The sequence below is a fragment of the Herbidospora solisilvae genome (assembly GCF_009901565.1).
Classification (GTDB): domain Bacteria; phylum Actinomycetota; class Actinomycetes; order Streptosporangiales; family Streptosporangiaceae; genus Herbidospora; species Herbidospora solisilvae.
In genome coordinates, this window is sequence record NZ_WXEW01000013.1 from 97,290 (window position 1) to 117,852 (window position 20,563).

The following is a 20,563-nucleotide window of genomic DNA, read 5'->3' on the forward strand; positions in this document are numbered from 1 at the left end:
ATGTCGAACCTGATCCAGCTCTCCATCGGCGGCATGACCTGCGCCTCGTGCGCCAACCGGATCGAGCGCAAGCTCAACCGGCTCGACGGCGTGACCGCCACGGTCAACTACGCCACCGAGAAGGCCAACGTCGTCTTCGCGCCCGGCGTGTCGGTGCGCGCCCTGGTCGAAGAGGTGGAGAAGGCCGGATACAGCGCGACGCTGCCCGAGGAGACCACGGAGGCCGCCGAGAGCGACCCGCTGCGGAACCGGCTGATCACCGCCGTCGTGCTCGCGGTCCCCGTGATCGCGATGGCCATGATCCCGGCCCTCCAGTTCACCTACTGGCAGTGGCTCTCGCTGACCCTGGCCGCCCCGGTGGTCGTCTACGCCGGGTGGCCCTTCCACAAGGCCGCCTGGACCAACCTCCGCCACGGCGCGGCGACCATGGACACGCTGGTGTCGTTGGGCACCCTGGCCGCCTTCGGCTGGTCGCTCTGGGCGCTGTTCCTCGGCACGGCCGGGGAGCCCGGCATGGTCCACCCCTTCTCGTTCGCGATCGAGCGCAGCGACGGCTCGGGCAACATCTACCTGGAGACCGCCGCGGGCGTGACGGCGTTCCTGCTGGCCGGGCGCTACTTCGAGGCCCGCGCCAAGCGCCGCGCCGGAGACGCCCTGCGCAGCCTGATGGAGCTCGGCGCCAAGGACGTCGCGGTGCTGCGCGAGGGCAGGGAGACCCGGCTCCCGGCCGAGCTGCTCAAGGCGGGCGACCTGTTCGTGGTCCGGCCCGGCGAGAAGATCGCCACCGACGGCGTCGTCCACGAGGGCGCCTCGGCGGTCGACGCGTCGATGCTGACCGGCGAGTCGATGCCGGTCGAGGTGCGGGCCGGCGACGCGGTCACCGGCGCGACCGTCAACGCCGGCGGGCGGCTGGTCGTGAGGGCCACCCGCGTCGGGGCCGACACCACGCTGGCCCAGATGGCCCGCATGGTCGAGGAGGCCCAGACCGGCAAGGCCCGCGTGCAGCGGCTCGCCGACCGGATCTCCGGCGTGTTCGTGCCGGTCGTGATCGCCCTGGCGGTGGCGACGCTCGGCTTCTGGTTGCCGGTCGCGGGCCCGGTGGCGGCCTTCACCGCCGCCGTCGCGGTGTTGATCATCGCCTGCCCGTGCGCCCTGGGCCTGGCCACCCCGACCGCGCTGCTGGTCGGCACCGGCCGGGGCGCGCAGCTCGGCATCCTGATCAAGGGCCCGGAGGCCCTGGAGTCGACCCGGCGCGTCGACACCGTCGTGCTCGACAAGACGGGCACGGTCACCGAGGGCCGGATGACGCTGGTCGAGGTGCGCGCCGAAGACGGCTTCGACGAGCAGCAGGTCCGCCGCCTGGCCGCCGCCGTCGAGCACGCCTCCGAACACCCCATCGCCCGCGCCCTGGTCAAGGGCCACACCGACCTCCCGCCGGTCACCGATTTCGTCGCGACGGCCGGTGAGGGCGTGCGGGGCGTCGTCGAAGGACACGAGGTCGCCGTCGGCCGGGGCGAGGCGGGCGTCACGGTCACGATCGACGGCGCGCGGGCCGCCGTCATGACGGTCAGCGACGTGCTGAAGCCGTCGTCGGCCGCGGCGATCACCGAGCTGCGCGCCCTCGGGCTGCGGCCGGTCCTGCTGACCGGTGACGACGAGGCGGTCGCCCGCGACATCGCCGATCAGGTCGGCATCGACGAGGTCATCGCCGGGGTGCTCCCGGCGGGCAAGGTCGAGGCCGTCAAACGGCTCCAGGCGGAGGGCCGCGTGGTCGCCATGGTGGGCGACGGCGTCAACGACGCCGCCGCGCTGGCCCAGGCCGACCTCGGGCTGGCCATGGGCACCGGCACCGACGCCGCCATCCAGGCCGCCGACCTGACGCTCGTGCGGGGCGACCTGCGGGTGGCCGCCGCGGCGATCCGGTTGTCGCGCCGGACGCTGCGCACGATCAAGGGCAACCTGTTCTGGGCCTTCGCCTACAACGTGGCCGCCCTGCCGCTGGCCGCGCTCGGCCTGCTCAGCCCGATGATCGCCGGGGCCGCGATGGCGTTGTCGTCGGTGTTCGTGGTCACCAACAGCCTGCGGCTGCGCGGCTTCAAGGGCTGATCAGCGTCACACCCGGTTTCCCGCCCTGGACGAGCGCGTCGGCCGCCTCGTCCAGGGAGAGGGTCCGGGTGATCAGCAGTTCGGGCGCCAGCGAGCCGTTCTCGATGAGGGCGAGCATCTCGGGATAGGCGTGGGCGGGCATGCCGTGGCTGCCGAGGAGCTCCAGCTCCCAGGCGATGACCCGGCCCATCGGGAGCTCGGTGTCGCCGGGCAGCAGCCCGATCTGCACGTGCCGCCCCCGCCTGCGCAGGCTGGCGATGGAGTTCCGGCAGGTCGCGGCGCTGCCGAAGGCGTCCATCGACAGGTGCGCGCCGCCGCCGGTGACCTGGTGCAGCCGGTCGAGGCGGCCCGGGGGCAGCGTCTCGGTGGCCCCGGCCGCGGCGGCCAGCGCCAGGGCGTCGGGGTGGACGTCGACCGCGGCCACCCGCGCCCCGGCCGCCGCCGCGATCATCACCGCCGACAGCCCGACCCCGCCGCAACCGTGCACGGCAACCCATTCGCCGGGGCGCACCCGGCCCTGGTGGACGACGGCGCGGAAGGCGGTCGCGAACCGGCAGCCGAGTGCGGCGGCGGCCCCGAACGACAGGTCGCCGGGCAGCGCGATGAGGTTCACCGCCGCGTTCCGCACGACGACGTACTCGGCGTAGGAGCCCCAGTGGGAGAAGCCCGGCTGGGTCTGTGCCGGGCAGACCTGCTGGTTGCCCGACCGGCACTCGCCGCACTCGCCGCAGGCCAGGATGAACGGCGCGGTGACCCGGTCGCCCGCCGCCCAGCCGGTGACGCCCGGCCCGACCTCGGCGATCACGCCGGCGAACTCGTGCCCGGGGACGTGCGGGAAGGTCTGGATGTCGGCGTCGTGGCCCTGCCATCCGTGCCAGTCGCTCCGGCACAGGCCGGTGGCCATGACCCTTACGACCACCTCGCCGGGACCGGCGACCGGGTCGGGCACCTCGCGGACCTGCGGCGTCGCCTTGAAGGCGTCGTACACGACCGCCCTCATGCCAGCGTCCTCTGGTAGAGGGCCGTGTCGACCCAGCGGCCGAGTTTGAACCCCACGTCCCGCAGCCGCCCGGCCTCCGTGAACCCCTCGGCGACGTGCAGGCCCACCGACGCGGGCTGCGCGTCGGCGATCACCGCGATCATCTGTCTGGCCCCCGCTTCCCTCGACCGGACGATCAGCTCGCGCAGCAGTGCCCGCCCGAGCCCCCGTCCGGTGTGCTCGGGGGAAATATAGAGGGAATCCTCCACCGTGTGGCGATAGGCCGGTTTCGGCCGGTACGGCCCCGCGTACCCGAACCCCGCCACGACCCCGCCGACCTCGGCCACCAGGAAGGGCCACCCGGTGCCGGCCTTGGCCTCCCACGCCGCCGGGTCGAGCCCGGCCTCGTCGAAGGTGATGACGGTGGTGAGCGCGTAGTGCTCGTAGATGGCGGCGACCGACGGGAGGTCGTCGGGGCGGACGGCGCGGATGGTCATGCGGTCAGCCTAGGGAAGCCGGGCGGCGGTCTCCCTGGTCAGATCGGCCAGCATCGGCGCCAGGTCGGGCCGGTCGCCGAGCAGCTCGTCGAGGCGGGCCCGCCAGGTGCCGGTCTCGGCGACGGTGAGCTCGTCGTTCTCCATGAGACGCAGCCGCGTCTCGGCCAGCTTCAGCTGGTACATGACGCCTAAGTAGCGGCTGACCATGTCGCTGAGCCACCAGTAGGTCTCCGCCGTCGACGCCTCGACGAGGACACGCGCGGCTTCCCAGGCGACTCGCCGGGCGTTCAGGGCCTTCATAACCGGATCGTAAGCGTCGTGCAAGGCGATTCCGAGATGGTAATACCACAAACCGCGAAAACCCCCCGAAGGGAACCAGCCGTGCGCCTCCTTGGCGGCCTCGTCGCAGCTCTCGCAATCGTCCTCGTCCCCTCCGCCCCCGCCTTCGCCGACAACCCCCCGGTCGCCTCCAAGACCGACCTCGCCCAGCAGGCCCCCGCCAAGAAGTTCGAGCGCTACAGCTCGGGCAAGCGGGCCTACACCAAGGGCTCCGTCTCCGGGGTGATCACCAACCCCGGCGCCGTCATCGAGAACGCCGACATCAAGGTCAGCGGCCGGATCAGCGACCTGACCAAGGGCTCCGCCTGCGGCTACGCGATCTTCCGGATCACCTACCAGAAGGGCGGCACCCAGCCCTTCACGCACAAGACGTTCCGCGACTGCACCTACAAGACGCCGGCGTCCTACAGCTTCACGTACAAGAAGGCCACCCTGGTCGAGCTCAAGGTCTGCTCCGAGGCCAAGCACACGAAGGTGTCCGACCAGTGCCTCTACGGCGGTGTGTGGAAGGTGGTTTACGCCACGATATGACCCGTTAATCCTGGGGTGCGAAGATCTACCCTGAATCTGTAGATATTTTGCGCTGAGGACATCGATGGGTGAACTGGACCACCGCTACCGGGGCGAACATCCGATCCGGACGCTCGCCTACCTCTATCGCGACCACCGCGCATCGCTCCTGATCGCGGTGGTCGCCTTCGTGTTCAAGCACAGCCCCACGTGGGTGCTGCCGCTGGTCACCGCCAACATCATCGACGTCCTGGTCGACGGGGGACCGGTCTCGGGCATCTGGCTCAACGCCGGGGTGCTCTGCGTGCTGCTCACCCTGAACTACCCCTTCCACCTGCTCTACGTACGCCACCTCAGCGGCACCATCCGCAAGGTGAGCACGGGATTGCGCTCCTCGCTCTGCGCCCGGATGCAGCAGTTGTCGATCGGTTACCACGCCCGGGTCAGCGCCGGGGTGCTGCAGACCAAGGTCATCCGCGACGTCGAGAGCGTCGAGACGATGTCGCAGCAGGCCGGCGACATCGGCCTGTCGGCGATCGTGATGCTGGCCGGCGGGGTGACCGTCATCGCGGTCAAGGTGCCCCAGGCGCTGCCGGTCTTCCTGGTCGTCGTCCCGGCCGCCGCGATCCTGGTGATGAAGATGCGCGATCGGCTGCGCACCGACAACGAGAACTTCCGCCTGGAGGTCGAGCGGCTGTCGTCCCGGGTGACCGAGATGACGCACCTGATCCCGATCACCCGCGCCCACGGCCTGGAGAAGGACGCCCTGCACCGCGTCGACGGCACCCTGCGCAACGTCCTGCGCACCGGGCTGCGGCTCGACCTCGTCAACGGCAGGTTCGGCTCGCTCGCCTGGATCCTGCTCAACACGCTCGGCGTGGTGTGCCTGGCGGGGGCCGCGCTGGTGTCGTACTACCGCGTGTTCGCGCTGACCCCCGGCGACGTCGTCATGCTCAGCACCTTCTTCACCACCCTGACCACCGCGGTCACCTCGCTGATGAGCCTGACCCCGATCATCAGCAAGGGCCTGGAGTCGGTCCGCTCGATCGGCGAGGTCCTCCAGGCCCCCGACCTGGAGCACAACGACGGCAAGGCCGAGGTCACGAAGGTGACGGGCCGCCTCGACTTCCAGGACGTCGCCTACACCTACGGGGTCAGGGGCATCTCCCTGTCGGTACGCCCCGGGGAGACCGTGGCCCTCGTCGGCGCCTCCGGCGCGGGCAAGTCCACCGTCCTCAACCTCGTCATCGGCTTCCTCCGCCCGACCGAGGGCCGCATCCTGCTCGACGGCGTCGACATGGAGACCCTCGACCTGCGCACCTACCGGAGGTTCGTGTCGGTCGTGCCGCAGGAGTCGATCCTGTTCGAGGGCAGCGTCAGGGAGAACGTCACCTACGGCCTGGGCGACGTCCCCGGCGAGGTGGTGCGCCGCGCCCTGGAGGACGCCAACGCCGCCGAGTTCGTCGACCGGCTCCCCGACGGCTGGGACACCGTGGTCGGCGAGCGCGGCGCCCGCCTGTCGGGCGGCCAGAAGCAGCGCCTGGCCATCGCCCGCGCGCTGATCAGGGACCCTCGCATCCTGATCCTCGACGAGGCCCTCGACACCCGCTCGGAGAAGCTGATCCAGCAGGCCATGGCCCGCCTGGTGGCCGGCCGGACGGTCCTCGTGGTGGCCCACCGGCTGTCCACGATCCGCAACGCCGACCGCATCGTGGTCATGGAGCACGGCCGCGTCGCCGAGACCGGCTCCCACGACGACCTGGTCCGCGCGGGCGGCGCCTACGCCCTGCTCCAGTCGGCCTGATCCAGGCCTGATCGCGTGTCTGACACGGGTTTGCAAGGATCCTGCAGGCGGCCCGGTGCATAAGGGAGGGCAACACCCGCGCCTTTCTGGAGCTCCACCGATGATCCTGCGCACCCTCACGGCCGCTGCCCTCCTGCTCGGCGCCACGGCCGCCCCCGCCTCCGCCGCCCCGCAGCTCTGCCGTGAGGGCTTCGTCTTCCGCGCCGCCCGCCCCGCCGACAAGGTCTGCGTGACCCCGGCGACGCGGGCCCGCACCCTGGCCGACAACGCCCTCAAGGCCACCCGCTGGGCAGACGACGACCACGCCTGCGTCGACGGCTACGTCTGGCGCGAGGCCTTCCACGAGGACGACGTCTGCGTGATCCCCTCGGTCCGCGCCCAGGCCAGGGCCGACAACGCGGCGGCCGAGTCGCGCCGCATGCTGGCCAAACTGTGGATCACCACCGAGGGCCACGTGGTCAAGCTGAACGGCTCCCACTACAACGTCGGCCAGGTCAAGCTGTACGTCCGCCGCTCCGGCGGCGACCTGGTCTGGAGCGGCGTGATCGCCGCCGCCGAGTTCCCCGGCTACCCCGGCGGGAGCTGGGGCAAGAAGACCGGCCTGCCGCACTGCTCCGGCGCCCCCGACGCCTACGCCCGCGCCCAGGACGTGACGTCCGGCCGATGGTCGGCGAAGGTGCCGCTGCGCACCGGCTGTTGATGTTCATCGGGCCCTCGCCGGGGTAGCACGGCGGCGCATGACGGAGATGCGCCGATGGTTGCTGGGACCCGACGGCGCCCTGGGCGCGCGGCTGACCGCCGCGACCCTGGCGGCCGCGATCCTCCTGGTCCCGTTCATGTTGCTGCTGGTCCTCGTGAAGAGCGCCTTCCCGCCCCTGAACCGGTTCGACCAGGGGGTGGCCGCCGATCTGCACTCCTACGCCCTGAGCAATCCCGGGTTCGCCCGCGCGATGGAGTTCATCACCGACGCGCTCGCCCCGGAGACCTGGCGGGTGCTGGTCGGCGCGGCGGCCGTCTACACGCTGCTGCGCGGCGCGCCCCGGCTCGCCATCTGGGCGATCACGACCGTGGCCGCGGGCGGGCTGATCGGGCTGGCCGTGAAGATCGCCGTCGAGCGGGCCCGGCCGATGTTGCCCGACCCGGTCTCCTGGGCCCCCGGCTGGTCGTTCCCCTCGGGCCACGCCCTCAATGCGGCGCTGGGGGCGGTCACGCTGGTCCTCCTGCTGCTGCCGGTGCTGCACGGCGTCTGGCGCGTGGTCGCCTGGGTGCTGGCCGCGCTGGCCTCGCTGACGGTCGCGTTCACCCGGGTCGCCCTCGGCGTGCACTGGCTCAGCGACGTCGTGGCCGGGCTGATCCTCGCGCTGGCGGTGGTGGCCGCCACGGCCGCCGGATTCGAGGCGTGGCGGCGGCGGATGGGCCGGCGGCCGGTCGAACCCCACATCGAGGGCGTCGAACCCGAGTTCGCCGCCCCGAACGGCAATGGCGAACCCCGATGACGGCTTCGATGAAAGCCCAAGATTGGAGCCCCCAATGGTGACGACACGTCCCGCCGAGACCCCCGTGACGGTCCGCGGTCATCAGCGGCCCTGGCAGCGGGTCGACTACAAGGAAGTCGGGCGGCGGGTGCTGCTACCCCTCCTGGCCCTGCTGATCGCCACGCTCGGCACCGGTCTGCTGCTGGTCAACGTGCTGGGGGACACCTGGCTGATCGAGCGGGACGAGGCGGTCAGCCGGGAGGTCGCGGGGGAGCGGTCGCCGTTCTGGAACGGGGTGACCGACGTCGTGTCGTCGTTCTCGGACACGCCGGTGATCGTCGTCGCCACGGCGATCTTCGCGATCGGGTTCCGGATCGCCTACAAGCGCTGGCGCGAGTCGGTCTTCCTGATCTTCGCCGTGTGGTCGCAGTCGCTGATCTTCCTGGCGTCCACGGTCGTGTCGCAGCGGCCCCGGCCCGAGGTCGCCCACCTCGACCCGGCGCCGCCCACCTCCAGCTGGCCCTCCGGGCACACCAGCGCCGGGGTCGCCTTCTACTTCGGGCTCGCCACCGTGCTCACCCTGCACACGCACCGGCACGCGATCCTGCGCTGGGTGCTGCTGGCGATCGGCCTGGCCGTCCCGCTCGCCATCGCGGGGGCGCGCCTCTACCGGGGCATGCACCACCTGACCGACGTGAGCTGGGGCTTCATGCTCGGCGCGGCCTGTGTGGCGATCCTCGCCGGTGGAGCCCTCTACCGGCCCGCTCTGAAGGCCAGCGGCCGGGTCTCCACCTGACCGTCGCCGACCAGCGCCCTGACCTCGTCGATGGACGAGGTGAGCAGCTCCCGCAGGATCAGGTCGGGATCGTCGACGCAGGCCTGCGAGACGCCCCGTACGGCGAGCTGGACCGTGTTCGGCGCCGCGTAGCGGCGGAAGCCGCGGCGGGACACCTTGACCCCGCTGCGGAAGCCGTAGGCCCAGCGGGCGGCGTCGGGCACCAGGTCGAGCGCCTCCTGGCTGGCCGGTTCGAGGCCGGGTTCGCGGCCTTCGAGGTCGGCCAGGACGTGCTCGGCCGCCAGCACCGAGACCGCGAGGGCCAGTTGCCGTTCGGCCGCGACCACCGGCAGCGCCGTCGTGGCCGCGCGCAGCGCGATCCGGACGTCGGCCCGTGGATCGTTGGTGGTGAGTCCGATCACCGACGGGATCAGCGGCGCGAGCCGCTGCCGGTTGGCGTCGGTCGTGTAGTCGTTGACGAGCCGCGCCATCGCCGCCAAAAGCGGGTGGGTGCAGGCCGGGTGGTCGCTCCAGCGCTCACCGGCCAGGTAGGACGCGAACTCCATGAAACACGCACCCTTGCGCGGGTTGCGGTGCTTGCCTCGGGACAGCAGCGGGACCGCCGCCGGAAGGTGACCTTGCACAGCCGCTCCATGCGATTTCGCCCAGGATGTCACTTTCCATAGTGCGCCCGGATCACGCGGATCGGAAGGCCCCCCTCCGACGGCGGCCCCTTTCAGCGGATGTCAGCCCCCGCTCTTGCGGCGAAACGAACGTTTGCCGCCGGCGGCCTCATGCGTGCCGTGGATCTTCGACGACCCCCGGGCACCCTTCCCGTTGCGGTCGGACTGCGCCTGGCGCTTACGGTCGAGTGCCTCGCGGAACTTCCGCTTGAGCTCGTCTTCCGCGCTCGCCTCTTCGGCGACCCCGTCGGTCGACTCGTCGGTCGGCTCCGCCTCGACGGCGGAATCGGGTGTGCTGTCAGACATCGGACCTCCTGGGCTGTCACTTTACCGCTCCCGTTCACGCGGTAAGGTCCAGCCGGAAAGGGGCTTTCATGCTGGGATCGGTGCTTCCTCCGGGTGTCGTGTGGCACGAGAGCTTCAGCGACCCGCCCGGCGTGCGGCCCCTCCCCGAGGAGGAGTCTCTGGTCGCCCGGGCCGTGCCGCGCCGCCGCGCCGAGTTCGCGACCGCCCGCTGGTGCGCCCGCCAGGCGCTCTCGTCCTTCGGGCACGCCGACACGCCCATCCTGTCCGGCCCGAAGCGCGAACCCCTGTGGCCCGAGGGCATCGTGGGCAGCATGACCCACTGCGACGGCTACCGGGCCGCCGCCGTGGCCTCCGGCGACGTGGTCGTCTCGATCGGCATCGACGCCGAGCCCGACCAGCCCGTGCCCGACGGGGTGCTCGGCGCCGTCGCCTCGCCCGAGGAGCAGCTGGCGGTCGGGCGGCTGCTGGCTGACCGTCCGGTGGTGGCCTGGGACCGGCTGCTGTTCTCCGCGAAGGAGTCGGTGTACAAGGCGTGGTTCCCGATCACGGGGCGCTGGCTGGGGTTCGAGGACGCCCATGTGACCTTCGGGGACGGTGTGTTCAGCGCCCGGATCCTCGTCGACTCGCCGTTACCGGTGTTCGAGGGCCGCTGGGCGGCCGAGGGCGGACTCCTCGTCACCTCTGTGGTCGTGCAGGCGTAATGTCGGTTATGTGCGCGTGATCGTGTTCGGGGCGACCGGGATGATCGGGCAGGGCGTCCTGCGGGAGTGCCTGCTCGCCCCCGACGTGTCCGAGGTGCTCGTCGTCGGGCGCACGCCCACCGGCGTCACCGACCCCAAACTCACCGAGGTGATCGCCGACCTCGGGCAACCGGCCGAGTACACCGCGTTCCTCCAGGGCTTCGACGCGTGTTTCTTCTGCGTCGGGGTCAGTTCGGCCGGGATGTCGGAGGCCGACTACCGGAGGGTGACGTACACGATGACCATGGACGTCGCCCGCACGCTGCGGCGCGACGTGACGTTCGTGTACGTCTCGGGCCAGGGCGCCGACGCCGGAGGGCGCCGGATGTGGGCCCGGGTCAAGGGCGAGACCGAGAACGCGCTGTTCGAGCGGTTCGACCGGGCCTTCGCGCTGCGCCCCGGCTTCATCCGGGCCATGCACGGCGCGACCAGCAAGACCCGGTCCTACCGGGTGCTCTACATGATCGGCACGCCGATCTGGCCGGTCTTCACCCGGCTGTTCCCCCGGATGGTCACCACCACCGAGGCGATCGGCCGGGCCATGCTCGCCCTCGCGCGCGGAGCAAAAGCCCCGAAAATCCTATATGCGACCGGTATCAACCGGCTCGCCCGGATGTGAAAGGCTTCCGTGCCATGGAACGCATCTGTGTCACCGGCGCCGCCGGGAAGGCCGGCCGGGCCGTCGTCGCCGACCTGCGGGAACACGGCTACGACGTGGTCGCCACCGACCTCGGCGGGCCCGGCGTGCTGGCCGCCGACCTGACCGACCACGGCCAGGCGATCGAGGTCCTCGAAGGCTGCTCGGCCGTCGTCCACCTGGCCAACATCCCCGCCCCCGGCCTGGCCACCCCGGCGGTCACCTTCCAGCGCAACGTGACCATGAACGCCAACGTGTTCCTGGCGGCGGCCACCCTGAAGCTGCGCCGCGTCGTCTGGGCCTCCAGCGAGACCACCCTGGGCCTGCCCTTCGACGACGCCCCCCGCTACGCCCCCGTCGACGAGGCCCACTACCCGGTGCCGACCTCGACCTACGCCCTGTCGAAGGTCGTCACCGAGACGACCGCCGAGCACGTCGCCGCGTGGTCGGGCATCCCGTTCGTGGCCCTGCGCCTGTCCAACATCCACCTGCCCGAGGACTACGCGAACGTTCCGTCGTACTGGGCCGACGCCGCCTCGCGGCGCTGGAACCTGTGGGGCTACGTCGACGTGCGCGACGTCGCCCAGAGCTGCCGCCTGGGCCTGACCGCCGAGGTCACCGGGGCCGAGAGCTTCGTAATCGCGGCGGCCGACACCATCATGAACCGGCCCTCCGCCGACCTGCTGCGCGAGGAGTTCCCCGGCGTCGAGCTCACCCACGACGTGGGGGAGTTCGGCACGCTGCTGTCGATCGACAAGGCCAGGAAGGTGCTGGGCTACGACCCCCGGCACTCCTGGCGCGATCACGTGGGCTGAGAGGCCGACCGGAAGGCCTTCTCCGCGCTCTGCTCGATCGCCGGCAGCAGCAGGAAGATGTCGAGGATCCGGGTCAGCCTGGCCACCTCGATCCGGTGGAAGGCGGGCCCCTCGACCCGGGCCAGCACCAGCGTCAGCGCCAGCGGCGGCAGCGGCGCGTTGACGACGTGGACCCCCGACTCCAGCGTCGCGGCCACCGGCCGGGCCGGCACGAGGTCGGGGAACCTGATCGACTCGGGCGCCCGCCAGCTCGCGCAGACCACGTCGTGACTGCCGTCGGCCGCGCAGGCGGCCCAGTCGGCGCTGAAGATCACCGGCATCGCGTCGACGAGGGTCGCCAGCGCGCGGTCTCCGGCGGTGGTCAGGAACTTGAGCACCTCCAGCTCCGGGTAGGTGCCCGGCGCCTCCCGGGTCGCCCAGACCCCCTCGACCTTGATGTCGGGGATCTCGTCGAGCGTCCGGAGGAGATGCTCGCGTGGCGCGGCGTCGGGCCAGGAGACGGTGAAGTCGTCGACCGCGCGCTCCTCGCCCCGGTCGAGCACGACGACCTGGATGATGTCGGCCCCCGCGACACCGAGGGCCTGCGTGACGGCGCCCAGGGCGCCGGGACGGTCGGGCAGCGCGATCCGCAACCGCAGCAGCATGCGACCAGGCTAGTGCACCGGTCACTCCCGGCCGTGGACGACAATGAGTGGATGAAAATCGGGTCGCTCGACGTCTGGCCCCCCGTGGTGCTCGCCCCGATGGCCGGCATCACCAACCGCGCCTACCGCACGCTCTGCCGCGAGCAGGGCGGCGGGTTGTTCGTGTGCGAGATGATCACCTCGCGGGCGCTGGTCGAACGCAACCCGCTCACCTACGAGATGATCCGCTTCGGGCCCACCGAGTCGCCGCGCAGCATCCAGCTCTACGGGGTCGACCCGGTGGTCATGGGCCGCGCGGCGAAGATCATCGCGGATGAGGACCTGGCCGACCACATCGACCTCAACTTCGGCTGCCCGGTGCCCAAGGTGACCCGGCGCGGCGGGGGCGCGGCGGTGCCCTACAAGCGGCGGCTGCTCCGGTCGATCATCCGCGAGGTCGTGGCGAACGCGGGCCCCCTGCCGGTGACCGTGAAGATGCGCAAGGGCATCGACGACGACCACCTGACCTACCTCGACGCCGGCCTGATCGCCGCCGAGGAGGGCGTGCAGGCCGTGGCCCTCCACGCCCGCACCGCCATCCAGCACTACGGCGGCTTCGCCGACTGGGACGCCATCGCCCGCCTGCGCGACGCGGTGCCCGACTCGGTGCCGGTCCTGGGCAACGGCGACATCTGGACGGCCGACGACGCCCTGCGCATGGTCGCCCAGACCGGCTGCGACGGCGTGGTGATCGGGCGTGGTTGCCTCGGCCGCCCGTGGTTGTTCCGCGACCTGGAGAACGCGTTCAACGGCTCGCCCGAGCGCGCCGAGCCCCGCCTCGGCGAGGTGGTGACCATGTTGCTGCGCCACGCCGAGCTCCTGGTCGAGGTGATGGGCGACGAGAAGCACGGCGTCTCCGACTTCCGCAAGCACGTCGGGTGGTATCTGAAGGCGTTCTCGGTCGGCGCCGAGACCCGGCGGCTGACCGCCCAGGCCGCCTCGCTCGACGAGCTGCGCGAGCGCCTGTCGGGCCTCGACCTCGACCAGCCGTGGCCCGGCGAGGCCGCCGACGGCCCGCGCGGCAAGAGCGGCGAACGGCAGAAGGTCCTGCTGCCGCACGGCTGGCTCGACGACCCCGACGACTTCGCGGTCCCCGAGGTCGAAGACGCGCTTTCCGGCGGTTGACGGGCACTTTATGGATTCGTGACTTATCGTGCTTGCATGCGTCGCAGATCGGCTGTCGCCGCCGTCTTCACGGTGGCCCTGTTCGCGGCGCCCGCGAGCGCGGCGGCGGGCGGCCCGGTGACGACCCTGACCCCGACCGGCGGACAGGCGATCCACGACCAGGGCGTGCTCGACGTGTGGGACACCGAGGCCGACGGCCAGGCGGTCCGGACCTACATCGGCGTCGGCGGCGTCGGCCAGGGCTACGACGAGAACACCGGCGGCGCCGGCACCGTGGTCAGGCACTACCTGACGGTCCCCGGCGTGGCCCTCCAGACCTGCCGCCGCCAGGGCTCCCTCGTGTCCGACTGCGGCGCGGTAGGGGGCTGATCGTGCGCGTCCTGCTCGCCGCCCTCGCCCTCACCGGCACCCTGAACGGCACCACCCTCGTGGAACGCCCCCCGCTCGTGCAGACCGTCTGGCCGCAGGCCGTCCACGTCATCCCCGCCGTGCTCCCCGACGGCCGCACGATCACCCCGCGCCTGTTCCTCGACGACGACACCCTCCTGGCGACCGCGGCCAAGGGCTTCGAGCGGTCGGAGGCGCTGGTGTCGTACCGGCTGGCGAACGGAGAGACCGCCGAACTGGCCGAGCTCCCCGTGCCGCCCCGGACCGTGGTCCATCCTTCGGGCGTGGCCGCGGGGTCGGGCCACGTCGTGTGGTGGACGGCCCGCCGCGACGGCGCCGGACGCGTCGGCGAGATCTGGACCGTCCCCGTGGAGGGCGGCGACCCGGTCGCCGTCGCCGCCTTCGCGCTGACCGGGACGGTCACCGGCCTGGAGCCGACTCCGCAGGGGGTCGTGTGGTCGACCGACGCCGGGGGCGTGTGGCGGGTGCCCTATGCGGGCGGCAGGCCGTCCGAGGTGGCCGGGACGCAGGGGCAACACGTGCTGAAGTGGCCGTGGGTGGGCTCGCCCGCCCGCGCGTTCACCACGGCCGTCAACGCCGAGACGGGGGAGCGGCGGGAGACCCGTCCCGGCTCGTTGTGCGGGGTGAACCTGTGCGTGTCGGCCGACCGGCTGGCGTCGGCGCGCTCGGGGGCCGGGCTGCGGGCGACCAAGCTGACCGACCCGCCGGTGTCCCGCCCCGCCCGCGACCGCTTCGTCACCTCCAGCACCCTGGCGGGACCGGGGGAGCTGTGGGCGGGGCTCTACGACCTCGTGTCGGGGCAGGTGGCCGACCTGGGGGTGAAGCCGCTGCCCGCCAAGGGGGTGCAGGCCGGGGGGATCGCGATCCCGGTGCCCGCCTCCGACGACCGGCTGCTGAGCTACCAGCAGGACGGCAGGCACGTCATCGTCGACCTGGCCAAGGCCGGCGCCTAGAGGCGGTTGATGCCGACCACGTGGAGCACCGCCGTGCCCTCCTCGTCGGACGCCGCCAGATCGACATCCGCCGACACCCCCCAGTCGCCGTCGCCGGCCGGGTCTTCGATGACCTGCCGGACCCGCCACACCCCCGGCTCCTCCTCGATCCGCAGGAACGCCGGCCCGCGTGCCGAAGGCCCGGTCCCGATCGTGTCGTGCTCGTCGTAGTAGGCGTCGAGCCCCGCCGCCCAGTCGACGTCGGGGTAGAGCTCCTCCAGCTCCTCCTGCTGGTCGAGCGCGGCCAACTCCACCATCCGGAACATCGCGTTGCGGACCAGGACGCGGAAGGCGCGGGTGTTCGCGGTGACCGGGCGGAGCTTCGACTCCAGTTCGTCGCGGTGTTCCAGGGCCTCCGACGGGTTGGCGAGCTTCTCCCATTCGTCGATCAGGCTGGAGTCGACCTGGCGGATCAGTTCGCCGAGCCATTCGATCAGGTCGATCAGGTCGTCGGTCTTCATGTGTTCCGGGACCGTCCGGGACAGGGCGCGGTAGGCGTCGGCCAGGTAGCGCAGGACGGTGCCCTCCGACCGGGCCAGTTCGTAGAACTGGATGTAGTCGGTGAAGGTCATCGCGCGTTCGTACATGTCGCGGATGATGGACTTCGGGCTGACCGTGTGGTCGCCGACCCAGGGGTGGCCCTGGCGGTAGGTCTCGTAGGCGCCGAAGAGCAGGGCCTCCAGCGGCATCGGGTAGGTGACCTCCTGGAGGAGCTCCATCCGCTCCTCGTATTCGATGCCGTCGGCCTTCATCTGGGCGACCGCCTCGCCGCGGGCCTTGTTGAGCTGGGCGTGCAGGATCTGCCTGGGGTCGTCGAGGGTCGACTCGACGACGCTGACCACGTCGAGGGCGTAGGTCGGGCTGTCGGGGGCCAGGAGTTCGAAGGTGGCCAGGGCGAAGGTCGACAGGGCCTGGTTGAGGGCGAAGTCCTGCTGGAGGTCGACCGTCAGGCGGGCGTAGCGGCCCTGGTCGTCGGGCTCCTTCAGGGTCTCGACGATGCCGCCGGCCAGCAGCGAGCGGTAGATCGCGATGGCGTGGCTGATGTGGCGGCGCTGGTTCTTGCGCTCCTCGTGGTTGTCGGTGAGCAGGCTCTTCATCGCCTGGAAGCAGTTGCCGGGGCGGTTGATGACCGCCAGCAGCATCGCGTTGGAGACCTTGAACCGGCTGGTCAGCGGCTCGGGCTCGGCCGTCTGGAGCTTCTCGAAGGTCTCCTCGTTCCAGTTGACGAAGCCCTCCGGCGGCTTCTTGCGGGCGTAGCCCCTTCTGCGCTTGGGGTCGTCGCCGATCTTCGCCAGGGCGCGTTCGTTCTCGATCACGTGGTCGGGGGCCTGGCAGGCGACGTAGCCGATGGTGTCGAAGCCGGCCCGGCCGGCGCGGCCGGCGATCTGGTGGAACTCGCGGGCGCGCAGGCGGCGGACGCGGTTGCCGTCGTACTTGGTGAGCGCGGTGAACAGCACCGTGCGGATCGGGACGTTGACGCCGACGCCGAGGGTGTCGGTGCCGCAGATGACCTTCAGGAGGCCGGCCTGGGCGAGCTTCTCGACGAGCCGGCGGTATTTGGGCAGCATGCCCGCGTGGTGGACGCCGATCCCGTGGCGGACCAGCCGGGACAGGGCGCGGCCGAACTTGGTGGTGAAGCGGAAGTTGCCGATCAGGGCCGCGATGGCCTCCTTCTCGGCCTTGCTGCACATGTTGATGCTCATCAGCGCCTGCGCGCGCTCCATCGCGGCGGCCTGGGTGAAGTGGACCACGTAGACGGGGGCCTGCCCGGTCGACAGGAACTCCTCCAGCGTCTCGTGCAGCGGGGTCATCCGGTACGAGTAGACCAGCGGCACCGGGCGCTCGGAGTGTTTGACCACGGCCGTCGGACGGCCGGTGCGCCGCGTGAGGTCCTTCTCGAAGCGGGTGACGTCGCCCAGGGTCGCCGACATCAGCACGAACTGGGCCTGGGGGAGCTCCAGCAGCGGGACCTGCCAGGCCCAGCCCCGGTCGGGTTCGGCGTAGAAGTGGAACTCGTCCATGATCACCATGCCGACGTCGGCCTGGCGGCCCTCGGCCAGGGCGACCTGGGCGAGGATCTCGGCGGTGCAGCAGATGATCGGGGCGTCGGCGTTGACCGAGGCGTCGCCGGTCATCATGCCGACGTTCTCGGTGCCGAAGATCGCGCACAGGTCGAAGAACTTCTCCGAGACCAGCGCCTTGATGGGGGCGGTGTAGAACGAGACCTGGTCGTTGGCGAGCGCCGCGAAGTGGGCCCCGGCCGCGACCAGCGACTTGCCCGAGCCGGTGGGGGTGGAGAGGATCAGGTTGCTGCCCGTCACCACCTCCATCAGCGCCTCCTCCTGGGCCGGATAGAGCGTCAGCCCACGCTCCTCGTTCCAGGCGGCGAACGCCTCGAAGAGGGAATCCGGGTCGGGGGTCTGCGGCAGGCGCTCGATCAGGCTCACCGCTCTATCCTGCCCCGAAGCGCGGGCGGTGCGGAAACGCGTGTTCGTACAAGATCGGGAAAGTCCGCGTGTCAGAGGGCCCGCGGGGCCGCCGCGGAGCCGACATTGGCGGGATGCGGGAGACGATCGACCGGTGGCGGGAGCGCTGGGCTTCCCTCGACCCCGGACGGCGGGACAGGATCGTCGACCTCGCCCTCGCCGCCACAGTGCTCGTCTACACGCTGCCGCCGGCGCTCGTCGACCCCTACGACTCCTCGATCGTGGTGCCGGTCTGGGTGGCCACCGCGAGCGCCGTCGTCGCCTCGCTGACCATGCTCGTCAGGCGCCGGTGGGCCGGGCCGTCGCTGGTGTTCTCGCTGGTCTGCTACCTGTTCACCGCGCAGTCGATCCCGGTGTCGATCGCCGCCTACTCGATGACGGCGCACCGGACCGTGCGGTGGTGGCAGGCCGTGGCGGCCGTGCTGACCGTGGGGTTCGCGATCGGCTACCACTACCAGCCCCACATGAGCCCCAACGTCGGCATCGACGCCGTGCGGGGGATCACCACCGTGTACGTGGCCGCCGTGGTCGGCACCTGGGTGCGCGGCTACCGCGACATGATCCAGACGCTGACGGACGACGTCCACATCAGGGAGGAGAACGCCGCCGCGCGCGAGCGCAGGCGGATCGCGGCCGAGCTGCACGACACCGTGACCCACGCCGTGACCGTGATGGTGCTCAAGGCCGGGATGATCCAGGAGGACACCGACCAGGAGGACAACCCGGCTCTGGCCAGGGACATCGAAGACCAGGGGGTACGCGCCCTCACGGAACTCCGCGAGCTGCTCACCGTGTTGCGGGCCGGGGACCTGCCCGGCTCGGCCCAGGGCATCGACGCCATCCCGAGGCTCGTGGCCGACAGCAACACGACCGGTCAGCGGGTCGACCTGGATTTCGTGGTCGACGGGACGCACCTGTCGCGCAGCGTCGAGCACGCCGCCTACCGGGTGGTCCAGGAAGGGCTGAACAACGCCCGCAAGCACGCGCCCGGGGCCACGGTGACCGTCACCGGGCGCATCGACGACGACGAGCTCGTCGTCGTCGTCCACAACGCCGCCGGGCCGCCGCGCGGGCGGGTCTTCGGCGAGTCGGGCTACGGCCTGGCGGGCCTGCGGGAGCGGATCATGCTGGTCGGCGGCACCCTCCAGGCGGGCGCCTCCGGCGGAGGGTTCACCCTGACCGCGCGTATCCCGGTCGATCCAGTAGTTCCCGGACCCTCCTGAGGGCCTCCTGCGCGCCGGTGCCGGGGATCGGGACGTAGGTGATCAGGCGCTGGCCCGAGTCGGGGATGGCGAGGATCTGCCGCCGTACGTCGATCTCGCCGACGGCCTCGTGCAGCAGCTGTTTGCGCAGCTCGCGACGGATCTCCACGTCATGGGCGGCCCAGAGTTCGGTGAACAGGGGGCTGCGCGCGCCCAGTTCGGCGACCAGGTCCGTCAGCTCCGGCCGGGTCGCCGACGCCGCCCGGAGCTCGCGGACCGCCGCCGCGGCGAACGACTCGGCGTGGCGGCAGACCTCGCGGTGCACCGGACCGGCGAAGATGCCGCGCATCTCGTTCCCGCCGACCGTCAGGTAGGGGATCAGGTGCAGGGCCATCGGGTTGGCGGCCAGCACGTCGAACCCGTCGTCGAGGACGTAGGCCGGAACGTCGGTCAGCGTCGCCAGGAGCTCCAGCACGCCCTGCGGCACCGTGGGGGAGACGCCGGGCCGGGCGGGCGCCTCCCCGGCCAGGTTGTAGAGGTGGGCACGCTCGTCGGCGTTCAGCATGAGGGCCCTGGCCAGCGCGTTGAGGATCTGCCGTGAGGGATGCGGGCCGCGCCCCTGCTCCAGCCGGATGTAGTAGTCGACCGACATCCCGGCCAGCTCGGCGACCTCCTGCCGGCGCAGCCCCTGGGTCCGCCGCCGCGCGCCGTCGGGCAACCCGACGTCGCGGGGCTTCAACCGGGCGCGGCGGGTGCGGAGGAAGTCGGCCAGCCCGTTCCTGTCCATGAGCCGATTTTCCCCCGTGTCCGGGGCGCGTGGGTGGTACCGCCGATCCCAGCATCGGCCGGTCTCTCGTGCGCCGGCACGGCCCCGCCCACCCTTGAGGCCATGACGACAGCACTCATCACCGGCGCGAACAAGGGAATCGGCTTCGAGACGGCCCGCCTTCTGGGGGAGCGGGGCGTGGACGTGGTCGTCGGCGCCCGGGACCCCGGCAGGGGAGCGGAGGCCGCCGCGCGCATCGGCGCCGCCTGGGTCGAGCTCGACGTGACCTCGCCCGACACGATCACGGCCGCCGCCGCGTTCATCGGGGAACGCTTCGGCTCTCTCGACATCCTGGTCAACAACGCCGGCATCGCCCAGGGCGGCCCGCCCACCGCGACCCCGCTCGACCTGATGCGCGGCGTCTACGAGGTGAACGTCTTCGGCGTCGTCGCGGTCACCAACACGATGGTCCCGCTCCTGCTCAAGTCGCCCGCCGGCCGGATCGTCATGGTCTCCAGCGAGGTCGGCAGCCTCACGGTCACGACCGACCCGGCCAACCCGTGGGGCGAGCTGAACAGCCTGGCCTACCAGTCGTCCAAGACGGCCCTCAACATGGTCACCGCCCTGTACGCCAAGGAACTGGCCGGCACCCCGATCAAGGTGAACGCGATCTCGCCCGGCTACTGCGCCACCGACCTCAACGGCTTCCAGGGAGACCGGACGGCCGCCCAGGGCGCGGCCGTGTCGGTGTCGATGGCCCTGCTCGGCGACGACGGCCCGACGGGCACGTTCGTCAACGAGGAGGGCGTGGTCGCCTGGTGAGCTAGAGGCGTTCGATGACGACGACCGGGATCTCGCGGTCGGTCTTCTTCGTGTACTCGTCGTAGTCGGGCCACGCGGCCACCATCACCCGCCACATGTCGGGCTTCTCCTCCGGGGTGGCGGTCCGGGCGCGGGCGCGGAACTTGTCGCCCAAGACCTGGAACCCCACCTCGGGGTTGGCCTGGAGGTTCAGATACCACTCGGGCGGGGCGTCCGCGCCGCCCTTGGAGGCGACCAGCAGATAGGCGTCGCCGTACTTCTGGTAGATCAGCGGGGTCGTGTGCTCCTTGCCGGTGCGGCGGCCCTTCGTGGTGAGCAGGGCCGCCGTCGTGCCCTGCCACTCGTGACCCTCGGCGCCGTCGGTGGCCTGATAACGCTCGACGTGTTCCTTACCGAAAAGCATGGGTTTCACC

At 71.5% G+C, this 20,563-nt stretch carries 23 protein-coding genes; 14 read left to right on the forward strand and 9 right to left on the reverse strand.

The window, feature by feature from the left end; genetic code table 11:
* Complete coding sequence (locus GT755_RS35870) at window positions 1–2,106, forward strand: heavy metal translocating P-type ATPase (RefSeq protein ID WP_161484012.1); 2,106 nt, start codon at window positions 1–3, stop codon at window positions 2,104–2,106.
* Here GT755_RS35870 and GT755_RS35875 read toward each other — a convergent pair.
* The 3 genes from GT755_RS35875 to GT755_RS35885 are packed head-to-tail and all read right to left on the reverse strand — an operon-like array spanning window position 2,096 to window position 3,882.
* Window positions 2,096–3,106: a zinc-dependent alcohol dehydrogenase family protein gene (locus tag GT755_RS35875; protein WP_161484013.1), complete on the reverse strand. Its 1,011-nt coding sequence runs from the start codon at window positions 3,104–3,106 to the stop codon at window positions 2,096–2,098. The two genes, GT755_RS35870 and GT755_RS35875, sit on opposite strands and share 11 nt — an antisense overlap.
* Window positions 3,103–3,582: a GNAT family N-acetyltransferase gene (locus GT755_RS35880; RefSeq protein ID WP_161484014.1), complete on the reverse strand. Its 480-nt coding sequence runs from the start codon at window positions 3,580–3,582 to the stop codon at window positions 3,103–3,105. The genes GT755_RS35875 and GT755_RS35880 overlap by 4 nt, the downstream gene beginning before the upstream one ends.
* A 9-nt stretch (window positions 3,583–3,591) precedes the next feature.
* Window positions 3,592–3,882, reverse strand: coding sequence for a hypothetical protein (locus tag GT755_RS35885; RefSeq protein WP_161484015.1), 291 nt, complete (start codon window positions 3,880–3,882; stop codon window positions 3,592–3,594).
* A gap of 81 nt (window positions 3,883–3,963) precedes the next feature.
* Between GT755_RS35885 and GT755_RS35890 the strand changes: the two genes are divergently transcribed.
* The 5 genes from GT755_RS35890 to GT755_RS35910 all read left to right on the forward strand — a co-directional run bounded on the left by GT755_RS35890 (window position 3,964) and on the right by GT755_RS35910 (window position 8,506).
* Window positions 3,964–4,452: a hypothetical protein gene (locus GT755_RS35890; protein WP_161484016.1), complete on the forward strand. Its 489-nt coding sequence runs from the start codon at window positions 3,964–3,966 to the stop codon at window positions 4,450–4,452.
* Between the two features lie 64 nt (window positions 4,453–4,516).
* A complete protein-coding gene (locus GT755_RS35895; RefSeq protein WP_161484017.1) occupies window positions 4,517–6,235 on the forward strand; it encodes an ABC transporter ATP-binding protein in 1,719 nt (572 codons plus the stop codon).
* A gap of 100 nt (window positions 6,236–6,335) precedes the next feature.
* Window positions 6,336–6,935, forward strand: coding sequence for a hypothetical protein (locus tag GT755_RS35900; RefSeq protein WP_161484018.1), 600 nt, complete (start codon window positions 6,336–6,338; stop codon window positions 6,933–6,935).
* Between the two features lie 37 nt (window positions 6,936–6,972).
* Window positions 6,973–7,731 carry a phosphatase PAP2 family protein gene (locus tag GT755_RS35905; RefSeq protein WP_235968150.1) on the forward strand — a complete coding sequence of 253 codons (759 nt, stop codon included), beginning with the start codon at window positions 6,973–6,975 and terminating at the stop codon, window positions 7,729–7,731.
* 34 nt (window positions 7,732–7,765) lie between these two features.
* The gene (locus GT755_RS35910; protein ID WP_161484019.1) at window positions 7,766–8,506 is read left to right on the forward strand and encodes a phosphatase PAP2 family protein; all 741 of its coding nucleotides are present in this window, start codon (window positions 7,766–7,768) and stop codon (window positions 8,504–8,506) included.
* Here the strand turns inward: GT755_RS35910 and GT755_RS35915 are convergent.
* Together GT755_RS35915 and GT755_RS35920 are read right to left on the reverse strand one after the other, a co-directional pair.
* Window positions 8,464–9,129, reverse strand: coding sequence for a hypothetical protein (locus tag GT755_RS35915; RefSeq protein WP_161484020.1), 666 nt, complete (start codon window positions 9,127–9,129; stop codon window positions 8,464–8,466). The two genes, GT755_RS35910 and GT755_RS35915, sit on opposite strands and share 43 nt — an antisense overlap.
* Window positions 9,130–9,231: 102 nt before the next feature.
* Window positions 9,232–9,474 (reverse strand): DUF5302 domain-containing protein, encoded by a 243-nt coding sequence (locus GT755_RS35920; protein ID WP_161484021.1) that lies wholly within the window; start codon window positions 9,472–9,474, stop codon window positions 9,232–9,234.
* Between the two features lie 68 nt (window positions 9,475–9,542).
* Between GT755_RS35920 and GT755_RS35925 the strand changes: the two genes are divergently transcribed.
* From GT755_RS35925 to GT755_RS35935, 3 genes are read left to right on the forward strand one after another with little or no spacing between them, the layout of a single operon-like run.
* Window positions 9,543–10,175 (forward strand): 4'-phosphopantetheinyl transferase family protein, encoded by a 633-nt coding sequence (locus GT755_RS35925; RefSeq protein ID WP_161484022.1) that lies wholly within the window; start codon window positions 9,543–9,545, stop codon window positions 10,173–10,175.
* Window positions 10,176–10,185: 10 nt separating this feature from the next.
* On the forward strand, window positions 10,186–10,833 hold the full coding sequence (locus GT755_RS35930) for an NAD-dependent epimerase/dehydratase family protein (RefSeq protein ID WP_161484023.1): 648 nt from the start codon (window positions 10,186–10,188) through the stop codon (window positions 10,831–10,833).
* A 14-nt stretch (window positions 10,834–10,847) separates the two neighbouring features.
* Entirely contained in the window at window positions 10,848–11,666 is an 819-nt protein-coding gene (locus GT755_RS35935; RefSeq protein WP_161484024.1) for an NAD-dependent epimerase/dehydratase family protein, read from the forward strand.
* Here the strand turns inward: GT755_RS35935 and GT755_RS35940 are convergent.
* Window positions 11,654–12,310, reverse strand: a complete 657-nt coding sequence (locus GT755_RS35940) for an ACT domain-containing protein (RefSeq protein WP_202610931.1) — start codon at window positions 12,308–12,310, stop codon at window positions 11,654–11,656. The two genes, GT755_RS35935 and GT755_RS35940, sit on opposite strands and share 13 nt — an antisense overlap.
* A 51-nt stretch (window positions 12,311–12,361) precedes the next feature.
* Between GT755_RS35940 and dusB the strand changes: the two genes are divergently transcribed.
* From dusB to GT755_RS35955, 3 genes are read left to right on the forward strand one after another with little or no spacing between them, the layout of a single operon-like run.
* On the forward strand, window positions 12,362–13,474 hold the full coding sequence (gene dusB / locus GT755_RS35945) for a tRNA dihydrouridine synthase DusB (protein ID WP_202610932.1): 1,113 nt from the start codon (window positions 12,362–12,364) through the stop codon (window positions 13,472–13,474).
* Window positions 13,475–13,510: 36 nt separating this feature from the next.
* A complete protein-coding gene (locus GT755_RS35950) occupies window positions 13,511–13,843 on the forward strand; it encodes a hypothetical protein (protein WP_161484027.1) in 333 nt (110 codons plus the stop codon).
* Between the two features lie 2 nt (window positions 13,844–13,845).
* Window positions 13,846–14,835, forward strand: a complete 990-nt coding sequence (locus tag GT755_RS35955; RefSeq protein ID WP_161484028.1) for a hypothetical protein — start codon at window positions 13,846–13,848, stop codon at window positions 14,833–14,835.
* On the opposite strand, the gene GT755_RS35960 is transcribed toward GT755_RS35955, so the two are convergent.
* Window positions 14,832–17,321 carry a DEAD/DEAH box helicase gene (locus GT755_RS35960; protein WP_161484029.1) on the reverse strand — a complete coding sequence of 830 codons (2,490 nt, stop codon included), beginning with the start codon at window positions 17,319–17,321 and terminating at the stop codon, window positions 14,832–14,834. The two genes, GT755_RS35955 and GT755_RS35960, sit on opposite strands and share 4 nt — an antisense overlap.
* A gap of 113 nt (window positions 17,322–17,434) precedes the next feature.
* Between GT755_RS35960 and GT755_RS35965 the strand changes: the two genes are divergently transcribed.
* Entirely contained in the window at window positions 17,435–18,583 is a 1,149-nt protein-coding gene (locus GT755_RS35965) for a sensor histidine kinase (RefSeq protein ID WP_161484030.1), read from the forward strand.
* Here GT755_RS35965 and GT755_RS35970 read toward each other — a convergent pair.
* The gene (locus GT755_RS35970; RefSeq protein ID WP_161484031.1) at window positions 18,531–19,349 is read right to left on the reverse strand and encodes a helix-turn-helix transcriptional regulator; all 819 of its coding nucleotides are present in this window, start codon (window positions 19,347–19,349) and stop codon (window positions 18,531–18,533) included. The genes GT755_RS35965 and GT755_RS35970 overlap by 53 nt on opposite strands.
* Before the next feature lie 102 nt (window positions 19,350–19,451).
* Between GT755_RS35970 and GT755_RS35975 the strand changes: the two genes are divergently transcribed.
* Window positions 19,452–20,150: an SDR family oxidoreductase gene (locus tag GT755_RS35975; protein WP_161484032.1), complete on the forward strand. Its 699-nt coding sequence runs from the start codon at window positions 19,452–19,454 to the stop codon at window positions 20,148–20,150.
* A gap of 1 nt (window position 20,151) precedes the next feature.
* Here GT755_RS35975 and GT755_RS35980 read toward each other — a convergent pair whose 3' ends face one another.
* Window positions 20,152–20,553: a nitroreductase family deazaflavin-dependent oxidoreductase gene (locus tag GT755_RS35980; protein WP_161484033.1), complete on the reverse strand. Its 402-nt coding sequence runs from the start codon at window positions 20,551–20,553 to the stop codon at window positions 20,152–20,154.
* Window positions 20,554–20,563 lie beyond the last annotated feature (10 nt).

Excerpts from the sequence above, each read along its gene's own strand:
- dusB (WP_202610932.1), top strand. The coding sequence starts at position 12,362 with ATGAAAATCGGGTCGCTCGACGTCTGGCCCCCCGTGGTGCTCGCCCCG.
- GT755_RS35940 (WP_202610931.1), bottom strand. The coding sequence starts at position 12,310 with ATGCTGCTGCGGTTGCGGATCGCGCTGCCCGACCGTCCCGGCGCCCTG.
- GT755_RS35870 (WP_161484012.1), top strand. The coding sequence starts at position 1 with ATGTCGAACCTGATCCAGCTCTCCATCGGCGGCATGACCTGCGCCTCG.
- GT755_RS35905 (WP_235968150.1), top strand. The coding sequence starts at position 6,973 with ATGACGGAGATGCGCCGATGGTTGCTGGGACCCGACGGCGCCCTGGGC.
- GT755_RS35925 (WP_161484022.1), top strand. The coding sequence starts at position 9,543 with ATGCTGGGATCGGTGCTTCCTCCGGGTGTCGTGTGGCACGAGAGCTTC.
- GT755_RS35910 (WP_161484019.1), top strand. The coding sequence starts at position 7,766 with ATGGTGACGACACGTCCCGCCGAGACCCCCGTGACGGTCCGCGGTCAT.
- GT755_RS35965 (WP_161484030.1), top strand. The coding sequence starts at position 17,435 with ATGCGGGAGACGATCGACCGGTGGCGGGAGCGCTGGGCTTCCCTCGAC.
- GT755_RS35895 (WP_161484017.1), top strand. The coding sequence starts at position 4,517 with ATGGGTGAACTGGACCACCGCTACCGGGGCGAACATCCGATCCGGACG.
- GT755_RS35950 (WP_161484027.1), top strand. The coding sequence starts at position 13,511 with ATGCGTCGCAGATCGGCTGTCGCCGCCGTCTTCACGGTGGCCCTGTTC.
- GT755_RS35900 (WP_161484018.1), top strand. The coding sequence starts at position 6,336 with ATGATCCTGCGCACCCTCACGGCCGCTGCCCTCCTGCTCGGCGCCACG.
- GT755_RS35975 (WP_161484032.1), top strand. The coding sequence starts at position 19,452 with ATGACGACAGCACTCATCACCGGCGCGAACAAGGGAATCGGCTTCGAG.
- GT755_RS35885 (WP_161484015.1), bottom strand. The coding sequence starts at position 3,882 with ATGAAGGCCCTGAACGCCCGGCGAGTCGCCTGGGAAGCCGCGCGTGTC.
- GT755_RS35920 (WP_161484021.1), bottom strand. The coding sequence starts at position 9,474 with ATGTCTGACAGCACACCCGATTCCGCCGTCGAGGCGGAGCCGACCGAC.
- GT755_RS35875 (WP_161484013.1), bottom strand. The coding sequence starts at position 3,106 with ATGAGGGCGGTCGTGTACGACGCCTTCAAGGCGACGCCGCAGGTCCGC.
- GT755_RS35935 (WP_161484024.1), top strand. The coding sequence starts at position 10,848 with ATGGAACGCATCTGTGTCACCGGCGCCGCCGGGAAGGCCGGCCGGGCC.
- GT755_RS35880 (WP_161484014.1), bottom strand. The coding sequence starts at position 3,582 with ATGACCATCCGCGCCGTCCGCCCCGACGACCTCCCGTCGGTCGCCGCC.
- GT755_RS35970 (WP_161484031.1), bottom strand. The coding sequence starts at position 19,349 with ATGGACAGGAACGGGCTGGCCGACTTCCTCCGCACCCGCCGCGCCCGG.
- GT755_RS35980 (WP_161484033.1), bottom strand. The coding sequence starts at position 20,553 with ATGCTTTTCGGTAAGGAACACGTCGAGCGTTATCAGGCCACCGACGGC.